The organism is Microbacterium nymphoidis (genome assembly GCF_021044885.1).
GTDB lineage: Bacteria > Actinomycetota > Actinomycetes > Actinomycetales > Microbacteriaceae > Microbacterium > Microbacterium nymphoidis.
Genome location: NZ_JAJNOD010000007.1, coordinates 1 through 17,717 on the forward strand (window position 1 = coordinate 1; position 17,717 = coordinate 17,717).

The window sequence follows — 17,717 nt, forward strand, 5'->3', positions numbered from 1 at the left end:
CCTGTGCCTGTGCCTGTGCCTGTGCCTGTGCCTGTGCCTGTGCCTGTGCCTGTGCCTGTGCCTGTGCCTGTGCCTGTGCCTGTGCCTGTGCCTGTGCCTGTGCCTGTGCCTGTGCCTGTGCCTGTGCCTGTGCGCATGTCTGTGGTCCGTCTGCGCGAGCGCGTGCGTTCGGCCTGTGTTCCTAGGTGCGCGCTCGGCTGTGGCTGTGGCTGTGGCTGTGGCTGTGGCTGTGGCTGTGGCTGTGGCTGTGGCTGTGGCTCTGGCTGCGGCTCTGGCTGCGGCTGCGGCTCTGGCTCTGGCCATGGCTGCCTGCGTGGCTGTGTGCTTGGACGCGCGATTGGGTGTGTGCGTGGCTGTGGGCTTTGGTCTGGGTGTGGGTGCGGGTGTGGGTGTGTGCGTGTGGGGGTGTGTACCTGTGCCTGTGCCTGTGCCTGTGCCTGTACCTGTACCTGTACCTGTACCCGCGTGCGTGCCCCGGTATGCTTCCGCGTCCGCGCGTCTGAGCGCTTGTGTTCTTGCCTGTAGAGGTGCATGTGACGCCGGCCGTGCGCGTTGTCGTGGTCGTGCGCTAGCAGCCATGGGGGCGCGATCCGTGGGGTTAGGTGGCTACTTGACCGGAGTGGTCCGATGAAGTCCGTTCTCTACTGACCGACGGCGATGTTCCGGAGTGCGTGCTGATGGCAGGGCAGTCGCGGAAGTCCGGAGATGACCACCTAGCGCTTCCACCCTTCCGGTGTTTCCACAGGAGGTTCGTCTGACCGCCAGCGCCTGCGGAGACCGGTCGTCTGACACGGTGAGCATTGTCGCTTCGGGTGTCGAGGGCCAGGTAGAGAGGGTGAGCCTGCGGATCCATGCGCCCGCAACCCCATTGAGCATTGGACCTTGGGCTGTTTCACGTGAAACGTTGGCACCCAGTCGCTCGGCATCGGGACAGCCGCGAAGAACCACTGGCGATCTGCGTGCTGGGGCGTCCGCGTACGGTGGGACTGGCCTCTCAATTCGATGACGCCTCCCCCGATATTTACAAGCCAGGCCGTCGATGTGCCGCAACGCGGTGACCCTTCGGTCGCACTATGCGCGAGATCACCTCGTAGAAGGCGAAGGGTCACGTGCGAACGGAAGCCCATTCCTATACGGGCAGGGAGTGCTGGGCGACTCCGCTCGAGCCGTGATGTCGCCTTTGCCCTTAAACGAGCGACGGGAGCGATCGGACTCCACGACATCGGAGTCTGCGGGGCGCGGGCCGAGTCGGTCGATACCTAGTGAAACCGACTGAGGCGCGGTGCCAGTGACACATTGGCTGTGGCTGTGGCTGTGGCTGTGGCTGCGTGTGTGGGTGTGGCTGCGTGTGTGGGTGTGGGTGTGGGTGTGGGTGTGGGGGTGGCACTGGCTGACGCATGCGCTGGCGCTGGCGCTGGCGAGAGACGCCTTCAGCTGAGCTCGACGCAGCCGATGCGTTGCTGTTCGGCCGCTGGTGAACTGAACCGAGCGCGTTTCACGTGAAACAGTAGGACCCTCCGAACGCTCCCCACTCCTTCGCTGGCGTGAGCGCTGCCCAGCTCGTAGGACGAACTGTGCGAGCCATCATAGGGATGTTTCGCTGCCCCGATGGCGCTAGATGCTGGTTCGGGACGGGAGCGATGAATCATGGACGCCGCGCCCAGTACGTTGAGCGCAGACCGCTGCCGTGCGGGTGCGTTCTGTTTCACGTGAAACAGCGAGGTGTTCGTCCCGGGTCCGCGACGTGTCGGGGAGCCTGGTGAGTTGTGGGAACGTCACCACCGCCCCGGCACCGACCTGCAAGAGTCCCGCGAGAACCATCTCCTATCTGTGGGGCGAAGAGGAAACATCCGTCGGCGCGCGAGCGCTGGATCGGCCACTGCGAGACCAAAGCCGCGATGAACTCACCGGCATGTCATCGCGGTCATCGAACGGTGTGACTCCTGGCGCTTCGGCAAATGATGAAGGGTGAGACAGCCCTGCATCCGCGAAGTGTCCCCCACACTGGTCCGCCCGCCCCTCTCCCCCAGCACGCGACGGGAGCGTCAGCTCAGGCGTCACAGGAACACGGCCGCGCGAGATCAGCGCACGGTGAGGTGGCATCCGTCGGCCTCTCACCAGTGATGCCCGGTGGCGCATGACGATGGGATGAGAGGTCACGCAGATCTCTGGCGCGGTCGAGCCCGCCCTCGGCGGCCCGCCACTCATGATCACCCGGCATGCTGAGTGATCCACCACGCACGGCGACCCCTCTCGCTCGTGGATAGCCGTCACCGCCGGCCGCGCGACGACAGTTGCGCAGCCAGCCAGCCAGCCAGCCAGCCAGCCAGACAGCCAGACACCCAGACACCCAGACAGCCAGACGAGGCGACCCCGTGAGCACGATGCACAGCGCTGCCAGACGGACGGTAGGCTCATCGCGAACGTGATCCAGCAGTCGGACGCGCGCTCGTCCCCGTCGCCGGTGGCCAGTGGAGGGTGGGAGGCGAGGAGCTGCAGGCTGCACGCTGTCATCCTTCGAAGGCGTGCCCGCATCGCCTGTGGAGGAATCTGGGGAAAGGCGCACGCAATGACGGTGTATTCCGCAGAATTACGCGGGGGGAACGTCTGTTCGACTGTGAGTAGATCTGTGGATTACTCGTACAGCAACTTCACACAATCACCGAATTCCGTACTCGCGATGCCGCGCTCGGAGCCACTCTGAGGGCCTCGAACGGCTCGCAGGTCGCTCCTCAACCCGAGCCAAATCGGGTCCGATCGCATAGAGTAGAAAGTGCTGGATTCGCGCGCGTAAGGAGTGTGTTTCACGTGAAACAGTCCCCCAACGCGGACATGACAGACGGCTTTGGAGATGACACCCCGCTGGCGCGTGAGCTTGCGGATCTGAGCGCTCGTCGCCGCCGGCTGGAGCAGTCCGAAGTCACGTTCTCGGGTCGCACGCGAATCATGACGGTGTCCAACCAGAAGGGCGGCGTCGGTAAGACCACCACCACGGTCAACATCGCTGCCGCCATTGCTGCCGTTGGTGGACGCGTGCTCGTCATCGACTTGGACCCGCAGGGAAACGCGTCGACCGCACTCGGGATCCCTCACAGTGCCGACACCGCCTCGATCTACGACGTGCTGATCGATGACTTCCCTCTGGCAGACGTCGTGCAGGTGAGTCCGGAGTCGCCGAACCTCCTGTGCGCTCCCAGCACGATCCACCTGGCCGGTGCTGAGATCGAACTCGTATCCCAGGTAGCCCGAGAGCACCGGCTCCGCACAGCCCTCACCGACTTCATCGAATCATCGCCGGAACCGATCGACTTCGTCATCATCGACTGCCCTCCCTCGCTCGGGCTGTTGACGATCAACGCCTTCACGGCAGCGACCGAGGTCTTCATTCCGATCCAATGCGAGTACTACGCACTGGAAGGTCTGAGCCAGCTGCTCGGCAGCGTGCAGATGATCCAGAAGCACCTCAATCCGGTCCTTCACGTGTCTACGATCCTCCTCACCATGTACGACGGCCGAACGCGGCTCGCGCAGCAGGTGGCGGATGAGGTACGTTCTCACTTCACCGATCAGGTTCTCGACACGGTCATCCCGCGCTCGGTCCGCGTATCGGAAGCCCCGAGCTTCGGGCAGACGGTGGTCGCCTACGACCCACAGTCGGCCGGAGCCATCGCATACCGCGAGGCCGCTGTCGAAATCGTGCAGCGGAGCGCGTCAGAAACGAAAGAAGGGACGCGCTGATGGCTAAGCGCACTGGCCTGGGACGAGGAATCGGAGCACTCATCCCCACGAGTGAGCCCAATGAGTCGCGTCCCGTCGACGTCTTCTTTCCCGACAACAACGCCAGCAACAAGGCTGCCGCTGCAGAGGGTGCCCCCGCGGCACCTCAGCAGGAAGAGCCGGCGCCGGTGAAGCGGACCGCGAAGAAGCCCGCTGCGCGTAAGCCAGCGGCACAGGCGTCGAAGCCGGTTCAGAAGGCGGAGCCCACGGCTGACGATGAGCTCGTGCCCGTTCCGGGACTGACGCTGATCCAGGTCGACCCGCACTCCATCGTTCCGAACCCACGCCAGCCGCGCACAGTGTTCGATGCTGAGGATCTCGCCGAACTCGTCCACTCTGTGCGTGAGTTCGGTGTCCTTCAGCCTGTCGTTGTGCGCACCGCACCCGGCGGCGACGGATACGAGCTCATCATGGGTGAGCGGCGCACCCGGGCCGCGCGGGAGGCCGGGCTGGCAACCATTCCCGCGATCGTTCGCGAGACCGATGATGTCGACCTGCTTCGTGACGCCCTGCTCGAGAACCTGCATCGCTCCGAGCTCAATCCGCTGGAAGAGGCATCGGCCTATCAGCAGCTGCTCGACGACTTCGGCATCACGCACGAGGAACTCGCGAGCCGCATCGGACGGTCTCGTCCGCAGGTGTCCAACACCCTGCGTCTCCTCAAGCTGCCGGTTGCCGTCCAGCAGCGCGTGGCGGCCGGTGTTCTCTCTGCAGGACACGCGCGCGCGATCCTCTCCCTCGACTCCCCCGAGGCGATGTCCCGACTCGCGGACAAGATCGTGAACGAAGATCTGTCGGTGCGCGCCGCGGAGTCGGCGGCGAAGACCATCGAAGGTTCCACCGGTCGTGCCACCAAGCCGCAGGCCGGCGCTCGACGAGCATTCCTCGACGATGTCGCTAGCCGTCTCGGCGACCGCCTGAACACGCGCGTCAAGATCGCCCTCGGCGCGCGCAAGGGGCAGGTGAGCATCGAATTCGCGAGCATTCAGGACCTCAATCGCATCCTGGGAGAGCTCGGCGAAGACGAGTTCGGGGCAAAGTAGGATAAAACCCCAGGTCGAGGACACATTATTCGGCGTGGTGGACGGCTGTGGGACACGGTGATCGCACGCCGAGGCGTCACCAGTCTCACCGAATCTGAGATTGATGATCGGTCGGGGCACGGGGTCTTCTCCGGCCCATCCCTAAGCCCGGCCGGTGTTCTTCGATGACGTGAGACAGTGCCGCCGTGCGAACCGCTTCGGCGGTGTACCCGTGCCGTGCATGAAGCGCGGGCCAGGCCGTGGTTCACGGCGCTCGGCCGACCGGCGATGAGCCCCGGCGACCGCGGCCCATCGCCTTACGGCTGCGCCTCAAGGCTGCGCATTGCGGCTACACCATGCGGCTGCGCTTTGCGGCTGCGCTTTGCGGCTGCGCCTTACGGCTGCGCCTTACGGCTGCGCCTTACGGCTACACCTCACGGCTGCGCCTTACGGCTGCGCCTTACGGCTGCGCCTCACGGCTGCGTTTCACGGCTACGCCTTACGGTGACGGCTGGGCTCGCATGGTCACGTCTGACCGCGGGCGCACCATGGCGCAGTTCCCCGGGGCCTCGTCCCCATGCCGTGTGTCTCTCATGGTCGTGCGCTTCTTCGTGTTGTCGCGCGTCGCTCCTCCTCGTCGCGTAGCGCAGGTCCTTGCCGTTGTCCCGTGGATTCTCCCGTCGTCTCCTCGCCACGGAGCGCCCTCTGGCTTCTCCTCGCCACGGAACGTCTCTGGCTTCTCCCCCGGCCCTGGGCCCGCCTCTGGCTTCTCCCCGGCTCTGGGCGCGCCTCCCGCCTTCGCTCCCGGCCCTGGGCCCGCCTCGGGCTTCCCCCCGGCCCTGGGCCCCTCTCTCCCCCCGCCGACGGGGCGCCTCCGGCTTCTCCTCGCCGCTGGCGCCTATCCGGGCCACCTTCGCAACTGGTGTGATGCGCTAAGCGCCTATCCCCCGAGCGTGGCCTGTGGGGCGGCACTCGCAACCCCAGTGACCCATCGATCCTCTCGTCGTCCCCGTGCGCGTCTACCGAGCCTCCAACCACCCTCATGCCGCCCCATCCATGGCTCCGTGGCCTCCACGACGCCGCAGGGCGGCTGCAGCGGCCCGGAGGAGCCTCCCGGGCAGCCGCCGCTGCGCGGCTGGGCGAGACTCGCTAAGCGGACCACGTGCTGGATCGCCGTACCTGGTGGTCCGATGCGATCCGGTCCCGCACGCGCGACAGATCGGTGACGCTCCCGAGGCCGGAACGAGTGACAACGAGGCCGGAGATTCCGAGTCGGGTTCGACGACGTGCTGGATCTCGCCGGCCTGCACGGGATCCCGCGCGAACTGTCCGAAGCAGCCGCCGTCGACCGGCAGACGCGCTCCTGCTCCCGTCATGCGGGCGGGCATGTCGCGGCGTCTCCCGCCGCCGGAGGCGAGAGTGGGAACAGAGTCATCCCGCGACCCGCTGCAGCGCCACGCCGGAACGGAACCATGTCGCCGAAAGCGAACCATCGCGCGATCCGGAGCCGTGGTGCTTGACGGGCCGTAGTCTGGAAAGGATGACTCCCGAGTACGAACCCCGTCGACGCGCCAGCCTTGAGCTGCTGCGCGCTGAGGCGATCGACGAGCTGAGCGTGCTCATCGCCGAGCGCATTCGCAACGGGGAGGACCCGTGGGACTTCATGGAAGAACTCCCCAGCGTCGATGAACTCGTGGTCTACACTCTCCGCGCGGAGACGATCATGGCCAACGACGGCTTGCGCCCGAACCAGGCTCGTCACTATCGCGTGCTGCGCCAGATCTCACTGGACTATCCCGAACTCACGCCCGCGGTCTGGAAGCTCCTCGGTGATGCCAACACGCACCGTCGCTGGGATCCCACGGTGCGCGTCGACGTCGGCTGATCTGCGCGAGTTGCGGAGACTTCGCGGGAACCTTCCCGTCGGAGACCGCTGATCCACAGCGGGAGCAGCACTTTCGTTTCGCCCCCGCCCCCCCCGGAGGGCGCGTCACCGCCGTCCTCCCAGTCAGCTCAGTGCCCCGGCAGGGGAGCCGGGATCCTGCGCGGAACAGGAACTGACCTCCCACAGCGCACCCCGGATACGACGAAGGCCCCGGGCGAACCCGGGGCCTTCGTACGTGCGATTACGCCAGGTACGCGGCGAGGTCGGCTTCCAGAGCCGGCTTGCCCTTGGCGCCGATGATGGTGGTCTCCACCTGGCCGGCGTTGAACACCTTCATCGCGGGGATGGAGGTGATCTGGTACTTCATGGCCAGGTCGGGATTCTCATCCACGTTGAGCTTGAGGATGGTGATCTTGCCTTCGTTCTCGGCAGCGATCTGGTCGAGGATGGGCGAAACCATGCGACACGGGCCGCACCACTCGGCCCAGAAGTCCACGAGCACGGGACCCTCGGCCTGGATGACGTCCGCATCCCACGTCTGCGAACTCGTCGCCTGAGCGGTCATATCGGAATCTCCTTGATCTGGGGCTGACACTTCGAGAGCCCGATGGATAGAACCGGGAAGGATGCAGGATCATTCCCGGCAGGCATCATGCCGTGGTGACGAGGTCCTCTGCGCCGGCCTCGCGGGCGGCGAGGTAGTGTTCCACGTCCAGCGCCGCCACGGTGCCACTGGCAGCCGCCGTGACCGCCTGGCGGTAGAACGGGTCGACCACGTCACCCGCGGCGAACACGCCCGGGATGGACGTGCGCGACGTGCGCCCCTGCACCGCGATGGTGCCCTCGGCGGTGAGGTCGAGCTTGGAGTGGACCAGGTGCGTGCGCGGGTCGTTGCCGATCGCGACGAACAGCCCCTCCAACGGGAGCTCGGAGAGCGTTCCGTCGACGGTGTTGCGCAGGGTCACGGCCGTCACCGCGGACTCGCCGTGGATGTCCGCGACCTCTGCGTTCCAGATGAACTCGATCTTGGGGTTGTCGATGGCGCGCTGCTGCATGATCTTCGAGGCACGCAGCGAGTCGCGACGCACGATCACGTACACCTTGTCCGCGAAGCGGGTGAGGAACGTGGCCTCTTCCATCGCGGAGTCGCCGCCACCCACCACGGCGATGGTCTTCTCGCGGAAGAAGAAGCCGTCGCACGTGGCGCACCAGGACACGCCGTAGCCGCTGAGACGGTCCTCCGACTCCAGGCCGAGGCGGCGGTACGCCGAACCGGTGGCGTAGATGATGGTCTCCGCCTCCTCCTCGCGGCCGCTGCCCAGCACGACCTTCTTCACGTCACCCGACAGGTCGAGGTCCTCGACGTCGTCGTAGACGACCTCGGCGCCGAACTTCTCGGCCTGCTTCTGCATGAGGTCCATGAGCTCGGGGCCCATGATGCCCTCCGGGAAGCCGGGGAAGTTCTCGACCTCGGTGGTCTTCATCAGCTCGCCGCCCGCCTCCACGGAGCTTGCGATGACGAGAGGCTCCAGGCCCGCGCGCGCGGTGTAGATGGCCGCCGTGTAGCCGGCAGGGCCCGATCCGATGATGATGACTTTCCGCACTGTTCCTCCAGAGTTCGTCATGCTCAACCAATGGTACGCGCGGCGCATTCCCGCAGGCTGTGGGCGTTCAGCGGCGGAGCATCCGCTTGCCGGTGTCGATGGCCACGCGCAGCTCCGGAGCCCGCAGCAGAAGCAGCACCAGCACGTACACGACGGCAGCCACTGCGCCGATGATGGCGAGTCCGGGCAGGGCCGTCAGCTTGCCCACGAGGGACGGATCGTTCGACACCATCCAGCTGTGCGATCCACCCAGCAGCTCGTAGGTCACCCATCCGACCGCAGCGGCGGCGATGCCGGCCACGATGAAGCGAGCGTATGCAGTGAGCCAGCTGCGCGAATGGAGGGATCCGATCCGACGACGCAGCAGCAGGATCGCGACGACGGTCTGCACGATGGTGGCGAACGTCTGCCCGCCCGCGATGCCGACCGCGAGGAACTCCTTCGGCAGGAACCAGTACGCGGCATATGCGGTGATGATCACGATCGATTGCTGCAGCACCGTGAAGTAGAAGGGCGTCCGCGTGTCGCCGTACACGTAGAAGGTGCGCTGCACGATGAACAGGATGGCGACCGGGATGAGGTTCGCCAGGTAGGCCCACAGCACGGGTGCCACCTGCAGCGCGGAATCCGCGTTCGAGGTGAACAGGCGGCTGGCTGGAACGGCGGCGACGGCCAGAGCGGCGGTGGCGAGCACGATGAAGATGCCGAGTGTGCGGATCGAGGAGTCGATGTCGTCGACCAGTTCAGACTTGCGTCCTGCCGCGGCGTGCTCGCTGATGCGGGTGAAGTACGGCGTCCCGATCGAGAGCACGATGATCGAGTACGGGAGGATGTACACCAGGAACGCATTGTTCATGCTGAGCTGCGCGGGTGAGACACCGGACGCATCGGCGACGAGGTTGGACTGGATCGCCCCGGCGATCTGCGCCACGATCACCATCGCGAACGTCCAGCCGCCGAGCCGGGCGACCTCGCTGAGCCCGACACCGCGCCACCGGAAGTCCGGTCGCAGCGTGAGGCCGGAACGCCGCCAGAACAGCAGCAGCACCAGGAACTGGGCGATGATCCCACCTGTGGTGACGATGCCGATGAAGGCGATCCGATCCGGCGTCCAGTCCGCCATCTCCGTCATCGGCGTCTCGAACATCGCCATGAACAGCGCCAGTCCCGCGATGGAGAAGACGTTGTTGACCACGGGCGCCCAGGTGTACGGTCCGTACACCTTGCGGGCGTTGAAGGTCTCCCCCACCAGCGCGAACAGCCCGTAGAAGAGCACCTGGGGGATGCACCAGTAGGCGAAGGCCGTGGCCAGCGCGATCTGCGCGGCGCCGCCGTTGAACTTGTTCGCGTAGATCAGCACCAACAGCGGAGCCGCGATCGTCGCCACGATGGTCACCACCGTGAGAACCACGGTCGACAGGGTGAACAGCTTCGAGACGAACGCGTTTCCGCCGTCCTCGTGCTGACGTGACTTGACGATCTGCGGCACGAACACGGCGGTGAGCACGCCGGCCGAGATGATGTTGAAGATCGTGCTGGGAAGACCGTTGGCCACCGCGAACGCGTCACCGACGAAGAACTCGCCGAGCACCTGCACGAGCAGGACCGTTCGGACCAGACCCAGTACGCGCGAGGCCATGGTTCCGGCGGCGATCATCGCGCTGCTGCGTCCGAGACTAGCCACGGGGCTCCTTCTCCGCGGCGGAAGCCGCATCATCCGGCGCGGCCGAGCCGGCACGATATGCGGCGCGCGCCTCGCGCCGACCGGGTTCAGGTGCCACGCCGCTGGCGGCATCAGCGCGGCGTCGGCGAATCGTGCGCCAGGTACCCAGACTGAAGAGCACGACCACGATGGTGCCCAGCACCACGAGACCGATCGTCTCCCAATCGGCCCGTACGCGGATCTCGGCGTACTGCACCGACCCGATCGCCACGCCGGTCGGGGACGCCGCACTCAATTCGAGAGTCACGTCCCCGTTGCTGATCCCGGCGGTGACCGGCACCGAGAAGCTGGTGTTGCTGTGCGCTGCCGCCTCCACGACCGTGGTCTTGCGCACGCCCAGTCGCAGATCGTGCGGAGTGGCCGTCACCACCACGGTCACCGGCAGGTCCAGATCATTGCGGATCTTCATCGGGATGTTGGAGCCGGAGCTCACCAGCGTCACGGTCTCCGGCCGCACGATGCTCACTGCACCGATGATCTCGTCACGCGTGCGTGTGCGCTGGGCGGCGACGAGGGAATCCCAGTCGTCGCGGCTGATCTCCGCCACCGAAAGCAGCTGGAGGATGCGCGCGCGTTCGCGTCCGATGAGGACGGCCGGCTCAGCGAGTACGGAGGAGAACGCCGTCACCTTTTCCTCGTCGGCCAGCAGCCCGCGCAACGCCTCCGCATGATCGGCAGAGGCATCTGTCGGGGTCGCTGACGTCAGCGCTGCGGCGACCGGCTGGGCGGCGAGCAGTTGCGACATCGGCTGCCCCGTGATGAGCGAGCCGGATGACACGGCATCGAGGGTGGCTCGCAGTGCTTCGGGGTGCGTTCCGGTGCCGCGGCCGATGACGGCGACGACACTGCCTCCCGTCTGCTCGGCATCGAGGCGGAGCAGAGCGGTTGCTGTCGCGAGAAGGGTGCCACGAGCCGTGGCGGACGGCTCCTCCGCGGCGGCGCGCAGGACATCGGCCAGTGCGGCGTCGTATCCGATCAGGGAGGAGTCGCCTACGACCTGCCGGGCGGCCATCGTGGCGAGCTGGTCGCTCGAGACCAGAACGGGGTTGCCCGCGGCCAGCGGGAGGACGGCGTCCGTCACGGTACCGGCGGCGGGCCACACCAGCGTGCCGAGTGCGTCGCCGACCTCGACCAGCTTCTCCAGCGAGGGCAGCGCAGGAGCACCGGAGGGGGCGGGCGTGGTCGGCGTGGGTGTCGGCGCGTCCGCGGCCGTCGGCGTCACCGATTCCGAGGGTGTCGGCGACGGAGATTCGGAAGGGAGCGGCTCCGCTCCCGGAAGACCCACGGCAGACTCGCGGAAGTTGTCCGGGGAGAGGTAGGCCTCCAGCGACAGCGGGGCAAGGAGCTCGGTGAGTCCAGCAGCCGCCTGCACCTGCGGGTCGGCATCGGCGAAGGGCAGGAGGAAGCGCTCGTTCTTCAGCGACAGCAGCTCCGCCAGCCATGTGACCGCGGACGGGGGCGCCGTCGAACCCAGGGCGCGAATGGCCGCAGGGATCGCCGGGTCGATGGCCAGGACCACGCTCGGCTCGTCGGCCGCTTCCAGGGCCGCGGTGAGTGCTCCGGTCGGACCCGTGAGCTCCGCGAGCCGATCCAGCGACAGCAGACCACCGCCGGCAGCCGGCGCGGTGATCGGCAGCACCGTGGTGGTGGTGATCGGCGCTGCATCTGCGGCGACGAGGGTGATCACCGTGCGCTGCGTGAGGGACTGCGTCCCCGCCGAGTAATGCACCTGAGCGGCATAGACGCCGGGAATCAGAGCCAGCACGATCGGATCGGTCACCGCGGTGGTGATGATCGCCGACTCGACCGCTCCCCCGTTGACCGCAGGGACCGGTGTGCTGGATACCGGAACGGCGTCGGCGGTGCGTGCGCCGCTCATCCAGCCGAGCACCGCCGCGCGATCTGCGAGCGGTTCGCGACTGAGCGAGAGGGAGACCGTTCCCGCCGGAAGGGGTTCGTCGCCGGGATTGGCGACATCGGCCGTCACGCGCAGGGGCTGACCGGGGCGGAGGATGCCGCCTGCCGCCGGAGACACCGAGAGCTCGGGCTCCGCGAGCGTGGGAGAGGGCGACGGGGTGGGCGCGGCGGATGCCGGTGTGGAGATCCCGCCGCCGAAGACCGCGAGCACGATGGCCATGACGATGAAGGCGGCGGCACCTGCAGAGCGCAGGCGACGGCCGCGCGCGATCCGGGACGCCCGGACATCGAGGCTGATGGCAGTCATTGTGTCTTCGGGAGCCCGGGCGGACGCCCGCGAACCCGTGTCGATTCTAGGTCGTGCCGCCTGACAGTTCGGATCCTCCGCGTCGTGTCCCTGACCGCCGTCACCCCGGGGGAATGCCGATCCACGGCCGTTGGCGCTTGAATGGGGAGGTGAACGTGCATCCCGATCCCGAGCTCGTCGCGCTCCTCGCGCACGACCTGCGAACCGCCGACTACACGTCCGAGCGCATCCGGGCCGCGTGGGGCGAGAGCGCCGATGACGCATATGGACGCGGGATCCGCGTCGCTGCTGTGCGGGCGCTGGCCGATCGGGCCGACCCCCTCGCCACGCTCGCGCGACTGTTCGTGCTGGGTGTCCCGCAACCTGTCACCGCGGTTGCGGCAGCGCTGCCGTCGATCGGATTGGACGGGCTGCGCGCGCTGGGGATCGTCGCCGTCGAGGCGGATCAGGTGCGCGCCCGGTCGCTGCTTCGACCGCAGTCCTATGTCGACGAGTCCGGAATGGGTGAATGGCTGATCGCCAGTGATCTGGACGAAGTGGCTCTGGGTGGTCCGCTGCCGGATGACCACGTGCTGGGAGTGGGCGGTGCGTCGCTCACTCTCGCCGGTCTCCAGCTCCCCCTCCCCGCAGGGCGGGTGCTGGACCTCGGCACGGGATGCGGCATCCAGGCGCTGCGGGCGCGTCGCTACGCCGACCGCGCGACCGGCACCGACATCTCCCCCTCCGCACTTGCTTACGCACGGTTCAACGCCCTGCTCAACGGCGTCGGCGACATCGATCTGCGCGAGGGCAGCCTGTTCGAGCCGGTGACCGGTGAGCGGTTCGACCGGATCGTCTCGAACCCGCCCTTCGTGATCACCCCTCGTCGCGACGACGTCCCCGCCTTCGACTACCGGGACGGCGGCATGCAGGGTGACGATCTGGTGGCGGCGGTGTTCGCGGGGGTCGGCGAGCACCTGGTCGACGGCGGGATCGCCCAGTTCCTCGGCAACTGGGAATACCGCTGGGGCTCGGACGGGCTCGATCGCGTCCGTGAGTGGGTGCAATCGTCTCCCGTGCCCCTGGACGCCTGGGTCATCGAACGCGAGCAGCTAGACCCGGTCGAGTACGCGTCGCTGTGGATCCGCGACGGCGGCACGGTGCCAGGAACCGCCGGACACGAGGCGCTGCTGAATGCCTGGCTGGACGATTTCGCTCACCGGCGCGTCACCCGGATCGGCTTCGGCTACGTCCTTCTGCGCCGCGCCATCGGTGAACCGACCCTCCGGCGCTTCGAGCGCGTCGACACCCCGATCCCCGCCGAAGGCTCGCTGGGCTCGCACCTCGCCGCGATGCTGGCCGCGCACGACCAGCTGGCGGAGCTGGATGACGACGCGCTCGCGGCCCGCGCGCTCATCACGGCCCCCGACGTGTCAGAGGTTCGACACCATCTTCCCGGGCACGAAGACCCCACGGTGATCGAGCTGCGCCAGGGGACGGGCTTCGGTCGTGCTCTGTCGGTGGATCCCGCCGTCGCCGGCCTCGTGGGTGCCTGCGACGGCGAGCTCTCGGTGGGCTCGCTCGTGGCCGCCATCGCCCAGCTTCTGGAGGTGGACGCCGCAGAGCTCCGCGCCGACGTGATGCCGCGCGTGCGCGAACTCGTGCTCACCGGCTTCCTCCGCCTCCCGGGCGGGGATGCCGTATGAGCGTGGACGCACTGCTGCGCATGCTGCCGGAGCATCCGGCGCGGATCAGCGCGGACATCACCGCCTTCGACGAGGCGATGGCCGTGGGCGAGACCGCCCGCTTCCGTGACCCGGCTCGCTGGGAGGGCCTCGAGGTCGACCCGCGCTGGGCGGTGATCGGCGGCAACGACCACGGCGACACCTGGCTGCTCGGCCCGGATGGCGGGGTCTGGCTCTTCGACAGCAACCACGGCCTGCAGTCGGCGCACCTGTTCGAAGCGCTCCGCATCGACATCACGGAGTGGCTGGTGCTGGCGCACGCGCTGCGCACCTTCGAGCGCATCCCGGATGCCTCCGACGACGACGTGATGAGACTGGACATGATGCTGGAGTCCATCTCCCCCGGGCTCGGCGACCGCTACCCGTATCCGCTCCCGTTCGCCTGAGGCTCCGTGCCGCCGCCGGGTGGCACGTAAGCTGTCGCGATGACGACGATCGACGATGTGTGGCCGCTGTTCGGCCTGGAGCTGCGGACGCCCCGGCTGGTGCTCCGGCCGGCGCGGGACGAGGACATCCCCGCCGTCGTCGACGCCGCGACGGCCGGAGTGCACGATCCTGCGGTGATGCCGTTCTCGTTCCCGTGGACCGACCAGGCCCCCGAGGTCATGGGCCCGGCCATCGCGCGCTATCACTGGAGCATGCGTGCCGCCATTCAGCCGCAGTCCTGGACCGTGCTGTTCGCGATCATCCACGACGGCGTCGTCATCGGCGTGCAGGACCTCGCCGGACACCAGTTCCCGCAGCTTCGGGAGGTCTCCACCGGTTCGTGGCTCACGCAGTCCGTGCACGGGCGCGGGCTGGGCAAGGAGATGCGCCAGGCGGTGCTGAGCTTCGCCTTCGACCATCTCGGCGCGCGCGAGGCGACGTCGGGCGCCGCCGAATGGAACGCCTCCTCGCTCGGAGTCTCTCGTGCTCTTGGATATACCGATGACGGCATACAACGTGCTGTCACCCGTCCGGACACCGTCGAGACGATGGTCCGGCTCCGTGTGAGCAAGGAGGACTTCGTCCGCCCGGAATGGGACCTTGAGGTCAGCGGCGTAGCTCCGGTTCGCGCGTTCCTCGGTCTCGGGGACCACGCATGAACGCGTGACAGCCGCCCCGGTAGGCTGGAAGTCATGCTGAACATGGCTGAGGGAGTTGCGCGCCTGGGCGCCATCGCAGCGAATCCGGTGGTAGCCACGGTCGCGGAGGCGTTCGCCGCCGCCGGTCACGATCTGTCGCTGGTGGGCGGTCCGGTGCGCGACGCGCTGCTGGGCCGTCCGGTGCACGACCTCGACTTCACCACCGACGCGAGCCCCGACCAGATCCTCGCCATCGTGAAGCCCATCTCCAGCACGCACTGGGACATCGGGCGCGCGTTCGGAACGATCGGTGCCCGCGTCCAGGGCGAGAACGTCGAGATCACCACGTACCGCGCCGACGAGTACGACGGCGTGACCCGCAAGCCCGTGGTGGCCTTCGGCGACTCCCTCGAGGCCGACCTCACCCGTCGTGACTTCACCGTGAACGCCATGGCGCTGCGCGTTCCGCAGGCGCAGCTGGTGGATCCCACCGGCGGCATCGAGGATCTGGTGGCCGGCGTGCTGCGCACCCCCATCGACCCCGCCATCAGCTTCGGCGATGACCCCCTGCGCATGCTGCGCGCAGCGCGCTTCTCCTCGCAGCTGGAGTTCGAGGTCGCTCCCGAGACCGTCGCGGCGATCACCTCGCTGCGCAGCACCCTCGGCATCGTCTCCCCGGAGCGCATCCAGTCCGAACTGGTCCGGCTGCTGCAGACCGACGATCCCTCGCGCGGGCTGCGACTGCTGGTGGACACCGGGCTGATCGAGGAGTTCCTGCCGGAGATCTCCGAACTGCGGCTCGAAACGGATGAGCACCACCACCACAAGGACGTCTACGAGCACTCGCTGACGGTGCTCGCCCAGGCGATCCAGCTGGAGAAGAGCCGTTTCCCGGATGCCGAGCCGGACGTCGCGCTTCGACTTGCGGCGCTGCTGCACGACATCGGCAAGCCCCGCACCCGCAAGCTCGAACCGGGTGGTGTCGTGAGCTTTCACCACCACGACGTCGTGGGTGCCCGGATGGCACGCAAGCGGCTTCAGGCCCTGCGCTTCGACAACGACACCATCTCGTCCGTCACTCAGCTGATCGAGCAGCACCTGCGCTTCTTCGGTTACGCCGAGGGCACGTGGACGGACTCGGCCGTTCGTCGTTATGTCCGTGACGCCGGCGATGAGCTGGCACGGCTGCACATCCTCACCCGCGCTGATGTGACCACGCGCAACAAGCGCAAGGCCGCGCGTCTTGCCGGTGCCTATGACGACATCGAACGTCGCATCGACGAGCTCGCCGCGCAGGAGGAGCTGGATTCGCTGCGTCCCGCCCTGGACGGCAATCGCATCCAGGAGGTGCTGGGCATCCGCCCCGGCCGCGAAGTCGGCGAGGCCTACCGCTTCCTCATGGACATCCGGCTCGATGAGGGTGTGATCTCGGAGGCGGATGCGGAAGAGCGACTGCGCGCCTGGTGGGCTGAACGCTCGGGCTGAGACACCTCTCCTCATCGACTCCTGTGACGAGCGCGTTCACGGTTCGTTCCGGTTGAGGGCGTACGGTGGAACGTTGCACACGCACACACAACCCGGGGAGGTCCGATGAGTATCCGCAATGATCAGCCGCGAGTGAACCGTCTGGATCCGCATCGCCTCATCCCGGCACGAAGGCCCATCCCGCCAGCACCGCCCGCGGGCAGCCGCGGCACCCGCACGGTCCACCTCTTCCGCGATGGTTCACGGATTCCCGGCGACGAGTCCGCCACGCTCGCCGAGGCCGTCGCGTACGCCGATGGCGAGTCGAACCACCTCGCGGTGATCGGCTACGACCTGCCCACACCGGATCAGATCGCAGAGCTGGCCGAGCAGTTCGACCTGCACCCGATCCTCGTGGAGGATCTGGAGAACGCGGGTCAGCGTCCGAAGGTGGAGCGCTACGGAGACGTGCTCTTCGTGGTGGTCCGCTCCGCCCTGTACCGCGACTGGACGGAAGAGGTCGAGTTCGCGGAGTTCCACCTCATCGTCCGCGGCAACACCGTGGCGGTCATCTGCCAGGACCGTGAGAAGGAGCAGAAGTGGGACCTGGAGCAGTTCGGTGGCGACCCCGAACTGCTCGCGCTGGGCTCCGAGGCCGTCGTGTACACCGTGCTCGACACGATCGTCGACGGCTACGCTTCTGCGCTCGACGGCCTGGACGTGGACAAGGAGCAGATCGAGCGTCAGGTGTTCACCGGGGAGCGCTCGGTGACGGAGCGCATCTATCGCCTGAGTCGCGAGGTCATCGACCTGCAGCACGCCGCGAGCCCGATGGGCCTCGTCCTGGTGCGTCTGCGCGCGGGTTTCGGCAAGTACCGGGTCGCGGAAGAGCTGCAGACCCATCTGCAGGATGTGGGTGACCACCTCTCCCGAGCCACCACCCGGACCACCGATCTGCGCGACGCGCTCAATCAGATCCTCAGCGTGAACTCGACCCTGGTGACACAGCGCCAGAACGAGGACATGAAGAAGATCTCCGGCTGGGCGGCCATTCTGTTCGCCCCCACGCTCATCGGCGCGATCTACGGCATGAACTTCGACAACATGCCCGAGTTGCACTGGGATTTCGGTTACCCGCTGGCCGTGGGGGCGATGCTCCTGCTCGGGGTGGGACTGTGGCTGGTGTTCCGCCGAAAAGACTGGATGTGACGCTCCCGGCGGCGGTGCGGG

At 67.4% G+C, this 17,717-nt stretch carries 14 protein-coding genes; 10 read left to right on the plus strand and 4 right to left on the minus strand.

Features of this window, described 5'->3' with window-relative positions:
* Nucleotides 1–185: 185 nt before the first annotated feature.
* From LQ566_RS15860 to LQ566_RS15880, 5 genes are all read left to right on the plus strand, one after another.
* Nucleotides 186–503: a hypothetical protein gene (locus LQ566_RS15860; protein ID WP_231092752.1), complete on the plus strand. Its 318-nt coding sequence runs from the start codon at nucleotides 186–188 to the stop codon at nucleotides 501–503.
* 785 nt (nucleotides 504–1,288) lie between these two features.
* Nucleotides 1,289–1,438, plus strand: a complete 150-nt coding sequence (locus LQ566_RS15865; RefSeq protein ID WP_231092753.1) for a hypothetical protein — start codon at nucleotides 1,289–1,291, stop codon at nucleotides 1,436–1,438.
* Between the two features lie 1,394 nt (nucleotides 1,439–2,832).
* A complete protein-coding gene (locus LQ566_RS15870; RefSeq protein ID WP_308071099.1) occupies nucleotides 2,833–3,738 on the plus strand; it encodes a ParA family protein in 906 nt (301 codons plus the stop codon).
* Nucleotides 3,738–4,820, plus strand: coding sequence for a ParB/RepB/Spo0J family partition protein (locus LQ566_RS15875; RefSeq protein ID WP_231092754.1), 1,083 nt, complete (start codon nucleotides 3,738–3,740; stop codon nucleotides 4,818–4,820). The genes LQ566_RS15870 and LQ566_RS15875 overlap by 1 nt, the downstream gene beginning before the upstream one ends.
* A gap of 1,519 nt (nucleotides 4,821–6,339) precedes the next feature.
* Nucleotides 6,340–6,684 (plus strand): tryptophan synthase subunit alpha, encoded by a 345-nt coding sequence (locus tag LQ566_RS15880; RefSeq protein ID WP_231092755.1) that lies wholly within the window; start codon nucleotides 6,340–6,342, stop codon nucleotides 6,682–6,684.
* A gap of 241 nt (nucleotides 6,685–6,925) precedes the next feature.
* Here the strand turns inward: LQ566_RS15880 and trxA are convergent, their stop codons facing one another.
* From trxA to LQ566_RS15900, 4 genes are all read right to left on the minus strand, one after another.
* Nucleotides 6,926–7,249 carry a thioredoxin gene (gene trxA, locus LQ566_RS15885; protein ID WP_231092756.1) on the minus strand — a complete coding sequence of 108 codons (324 nt, stop codon included), beginning with the start codon at nucleotides 7,247–7,249 and terminating at the stop codon, nucleotides 6,926–6,928.
* An 85-nt stretch (nucleotides 7,250–7,334) separates the two neighbouring features.
* Nucleotides 7,335–8,288, minus strand: coding sequence for a thioredoxin-disulfide reductase (gene trxB / locus LQ566_RS15890; protein ID WP_231092874.1), 954 nt, complete (start codon nucleotides 8,286–8,288; stop codon nucleotides 7,335–7,337).
* Nucleotides 8,289–8,355: 67 nt separating this feature from the next.
* Nucleotides 8,356–9,972: a murein biosynthesis integral membrane protein MurJ gene (gene murJ / locus LQ566_RS15895; RefSeq protein ID WP_231092757.1), complete on the minus strand. Its 1,617-nt coding sequence runs from the start codon at nucleotides 9,970–9,972 to the stop codon at nucleotides 8,356–8,358.
* Nucleotides 9,965–12,235, minus strand: coding sequence for a DUF6049 family protein (locus LQ566_RS15900; RefSeq protein ID WP_231092758.1), 2,271 nt, complete (start codon nucleotides 12,233–12,235; stop codon nucleotides 9,965–9,967). The genes murJ and LQ566_RS15900 overlap by 8 nt, the downstream gene beginning before the upstream one ends.
* A 113-nt stretch (nucleotides 12,236–12,348) precedes the next feature.
* On the opposite strand from LQ566_RS15900, the gene LQ566_RS15905 reads away from it, so the two are divergent.
* The 5 genes from LQ566_RS15905 (at nucleotide 12,349) to LQ566_RS15925 (ending at nucleotide 17,696) form a co-directional block, all read left to right on the plus strand.
* Complete coding sequence (locus tag LQ566_RS15905) at nucleotides 12,349–13,920, plus strand: DUF7059 domain-containing protein (protein WP_372459817.1); 1,572 nt, start codon at nucleotides 12,349–12,351, stop codon at nucleotides 13,918–13,920.
* Nucleotides 13,917–14,345 (plus strand): SMI1/KNR4 family protein, encoded by a 429-nt coding sequence (locus LQ566_RS15910; protein ID WP_231092760.1) that lies wholly within the window; start codon nucleotides 13,917–13,919, stop codon nucleotides 14,343–14,345. The genes LQ566_RS15905 and LQ566_RS15910 overlap by 4 nt, the downstream gene beginning before the upstream one ends.
* 39 nt (nucleotides 14,346–14,384) lie before the next feature.
* The gene (locus tag LQ566_RS15915) at nucleotides 14,385–15,044 is read left to right on the plus strand and encodes a GNAT family N-acetyltransferase (RefSeq protein WP_231092761.1); all 660 of its coding nucleotides are present in this window, start codon (nucleotides 14,385–14,387) and stop codon (nucleotides 15,042–15,044) included.
* Nucleotides 15,045–15,077: 33 nt separating this feature from the next.
* Complete coding sequence (locus tag LQ566_RS15920) at nucleotides 15,078–16,508, plus strand: CCA tRNA nucleotidyltransferase (protein ID WP_231092762.1); 1,431 nt, start codon at nucleotides 15,078–15,080, stop codon at nucleotides 16,506–16,508.
* Between the two features lie 105 nt (nucleotides 16,509–16,613).
* The gene (locus LQ566_RS15925) at nucleotides 16,614–17,696 is read left to right on the plus strand and encodes a magnesium and cobalt transport protein CorA (RefSeq protein WP_231092763.1); all 1,083 of its coding nucleotides are present in this window, start codon (nucleotides 16,614–16,616) and stop codon (nucleotides 17,694–17,696) included.
* Nucleotides 17,697–17,717 lie beyond the last annotated feature (21 nt).

What these genes read in the sequence shown, in the direction of transcription:
- LQ566_RS15900 (WP_231092758.1), bottom strand. Translation starts at nt 12,235, where the DNA reads ATGACTGCCATCAGCCTCGATGTCCGGGCGTCCCGGATCGCGCGCGGC.
- LQ566_RS15925 (WP_231092763.1), top strand. Translation starts at nt 16,614, where the DNA reads ATGAGTATCCGCAATGATCAGCCGCGAGTGAACCGTCTGGATCCGCAT.
- trxA (WP_231092756.1), bottom strand. Translation starts at nt 7,249, where the DNA reads ATGACCGCTCAGGCGACGAGTTCGCAGACGTGGGATGCGGACGTCATC.
- LQ566_RS15905 (WP_372459817.1), top strand. Translation starts at nt 12,349, where the DNA reads ATGCCGATCCACGGCCGTTGGCGCTTGAATGGGGAGGTGAACGTGCAT.
- LQ566_RS15910 (WP_231092760.1), top strand. Translation starts at nt 13,917, where the DNA reads ATGAGCGTGGACGCACTGCTGCGCATGCTGCCGGAGCATCCGGCGCGG.
- LQ566_RS15920 (WP_231092762.1), top strand. Translation starts at nt 15,078, where the DNA reads ATGCTGAACATGGCTGAGGGAGTTGCGCGCCTGGGCGCCATCGCAGCG.
- LQ566_RS15880 (WP_231092755.1), top strand. Translation starts at nt 6,340, where the DNA reads ATGACTCCCGAGTACGAACCCCGTCGACGCGCCAGCCTTGAGCTGCTG.
- LQ566_RS15870 (WP_308071099.1), top strand. Translation starts at nt 2,833, where the DNA reads ATGACAGACGGCTTTGGAGATGACACCCCGCTGGCGCGTGAGCTTGCG.
- LQ566_RS15875 (WP_231092754.1), top strand. Translation starts at nt 3,738, where the DNA reads ATGGCTAAGCGCACTGGCCTGGGACGAGGAATCGGAGCACTCATCCCC.
- LQ566_RS15915 (WP_231092761.1), top strand. Translation starts at nt 14,385, where the DNA reads ATGACGACGATCGACGATGTGTGGCCGCTGTTCGGCCTGGAGCTGCGG.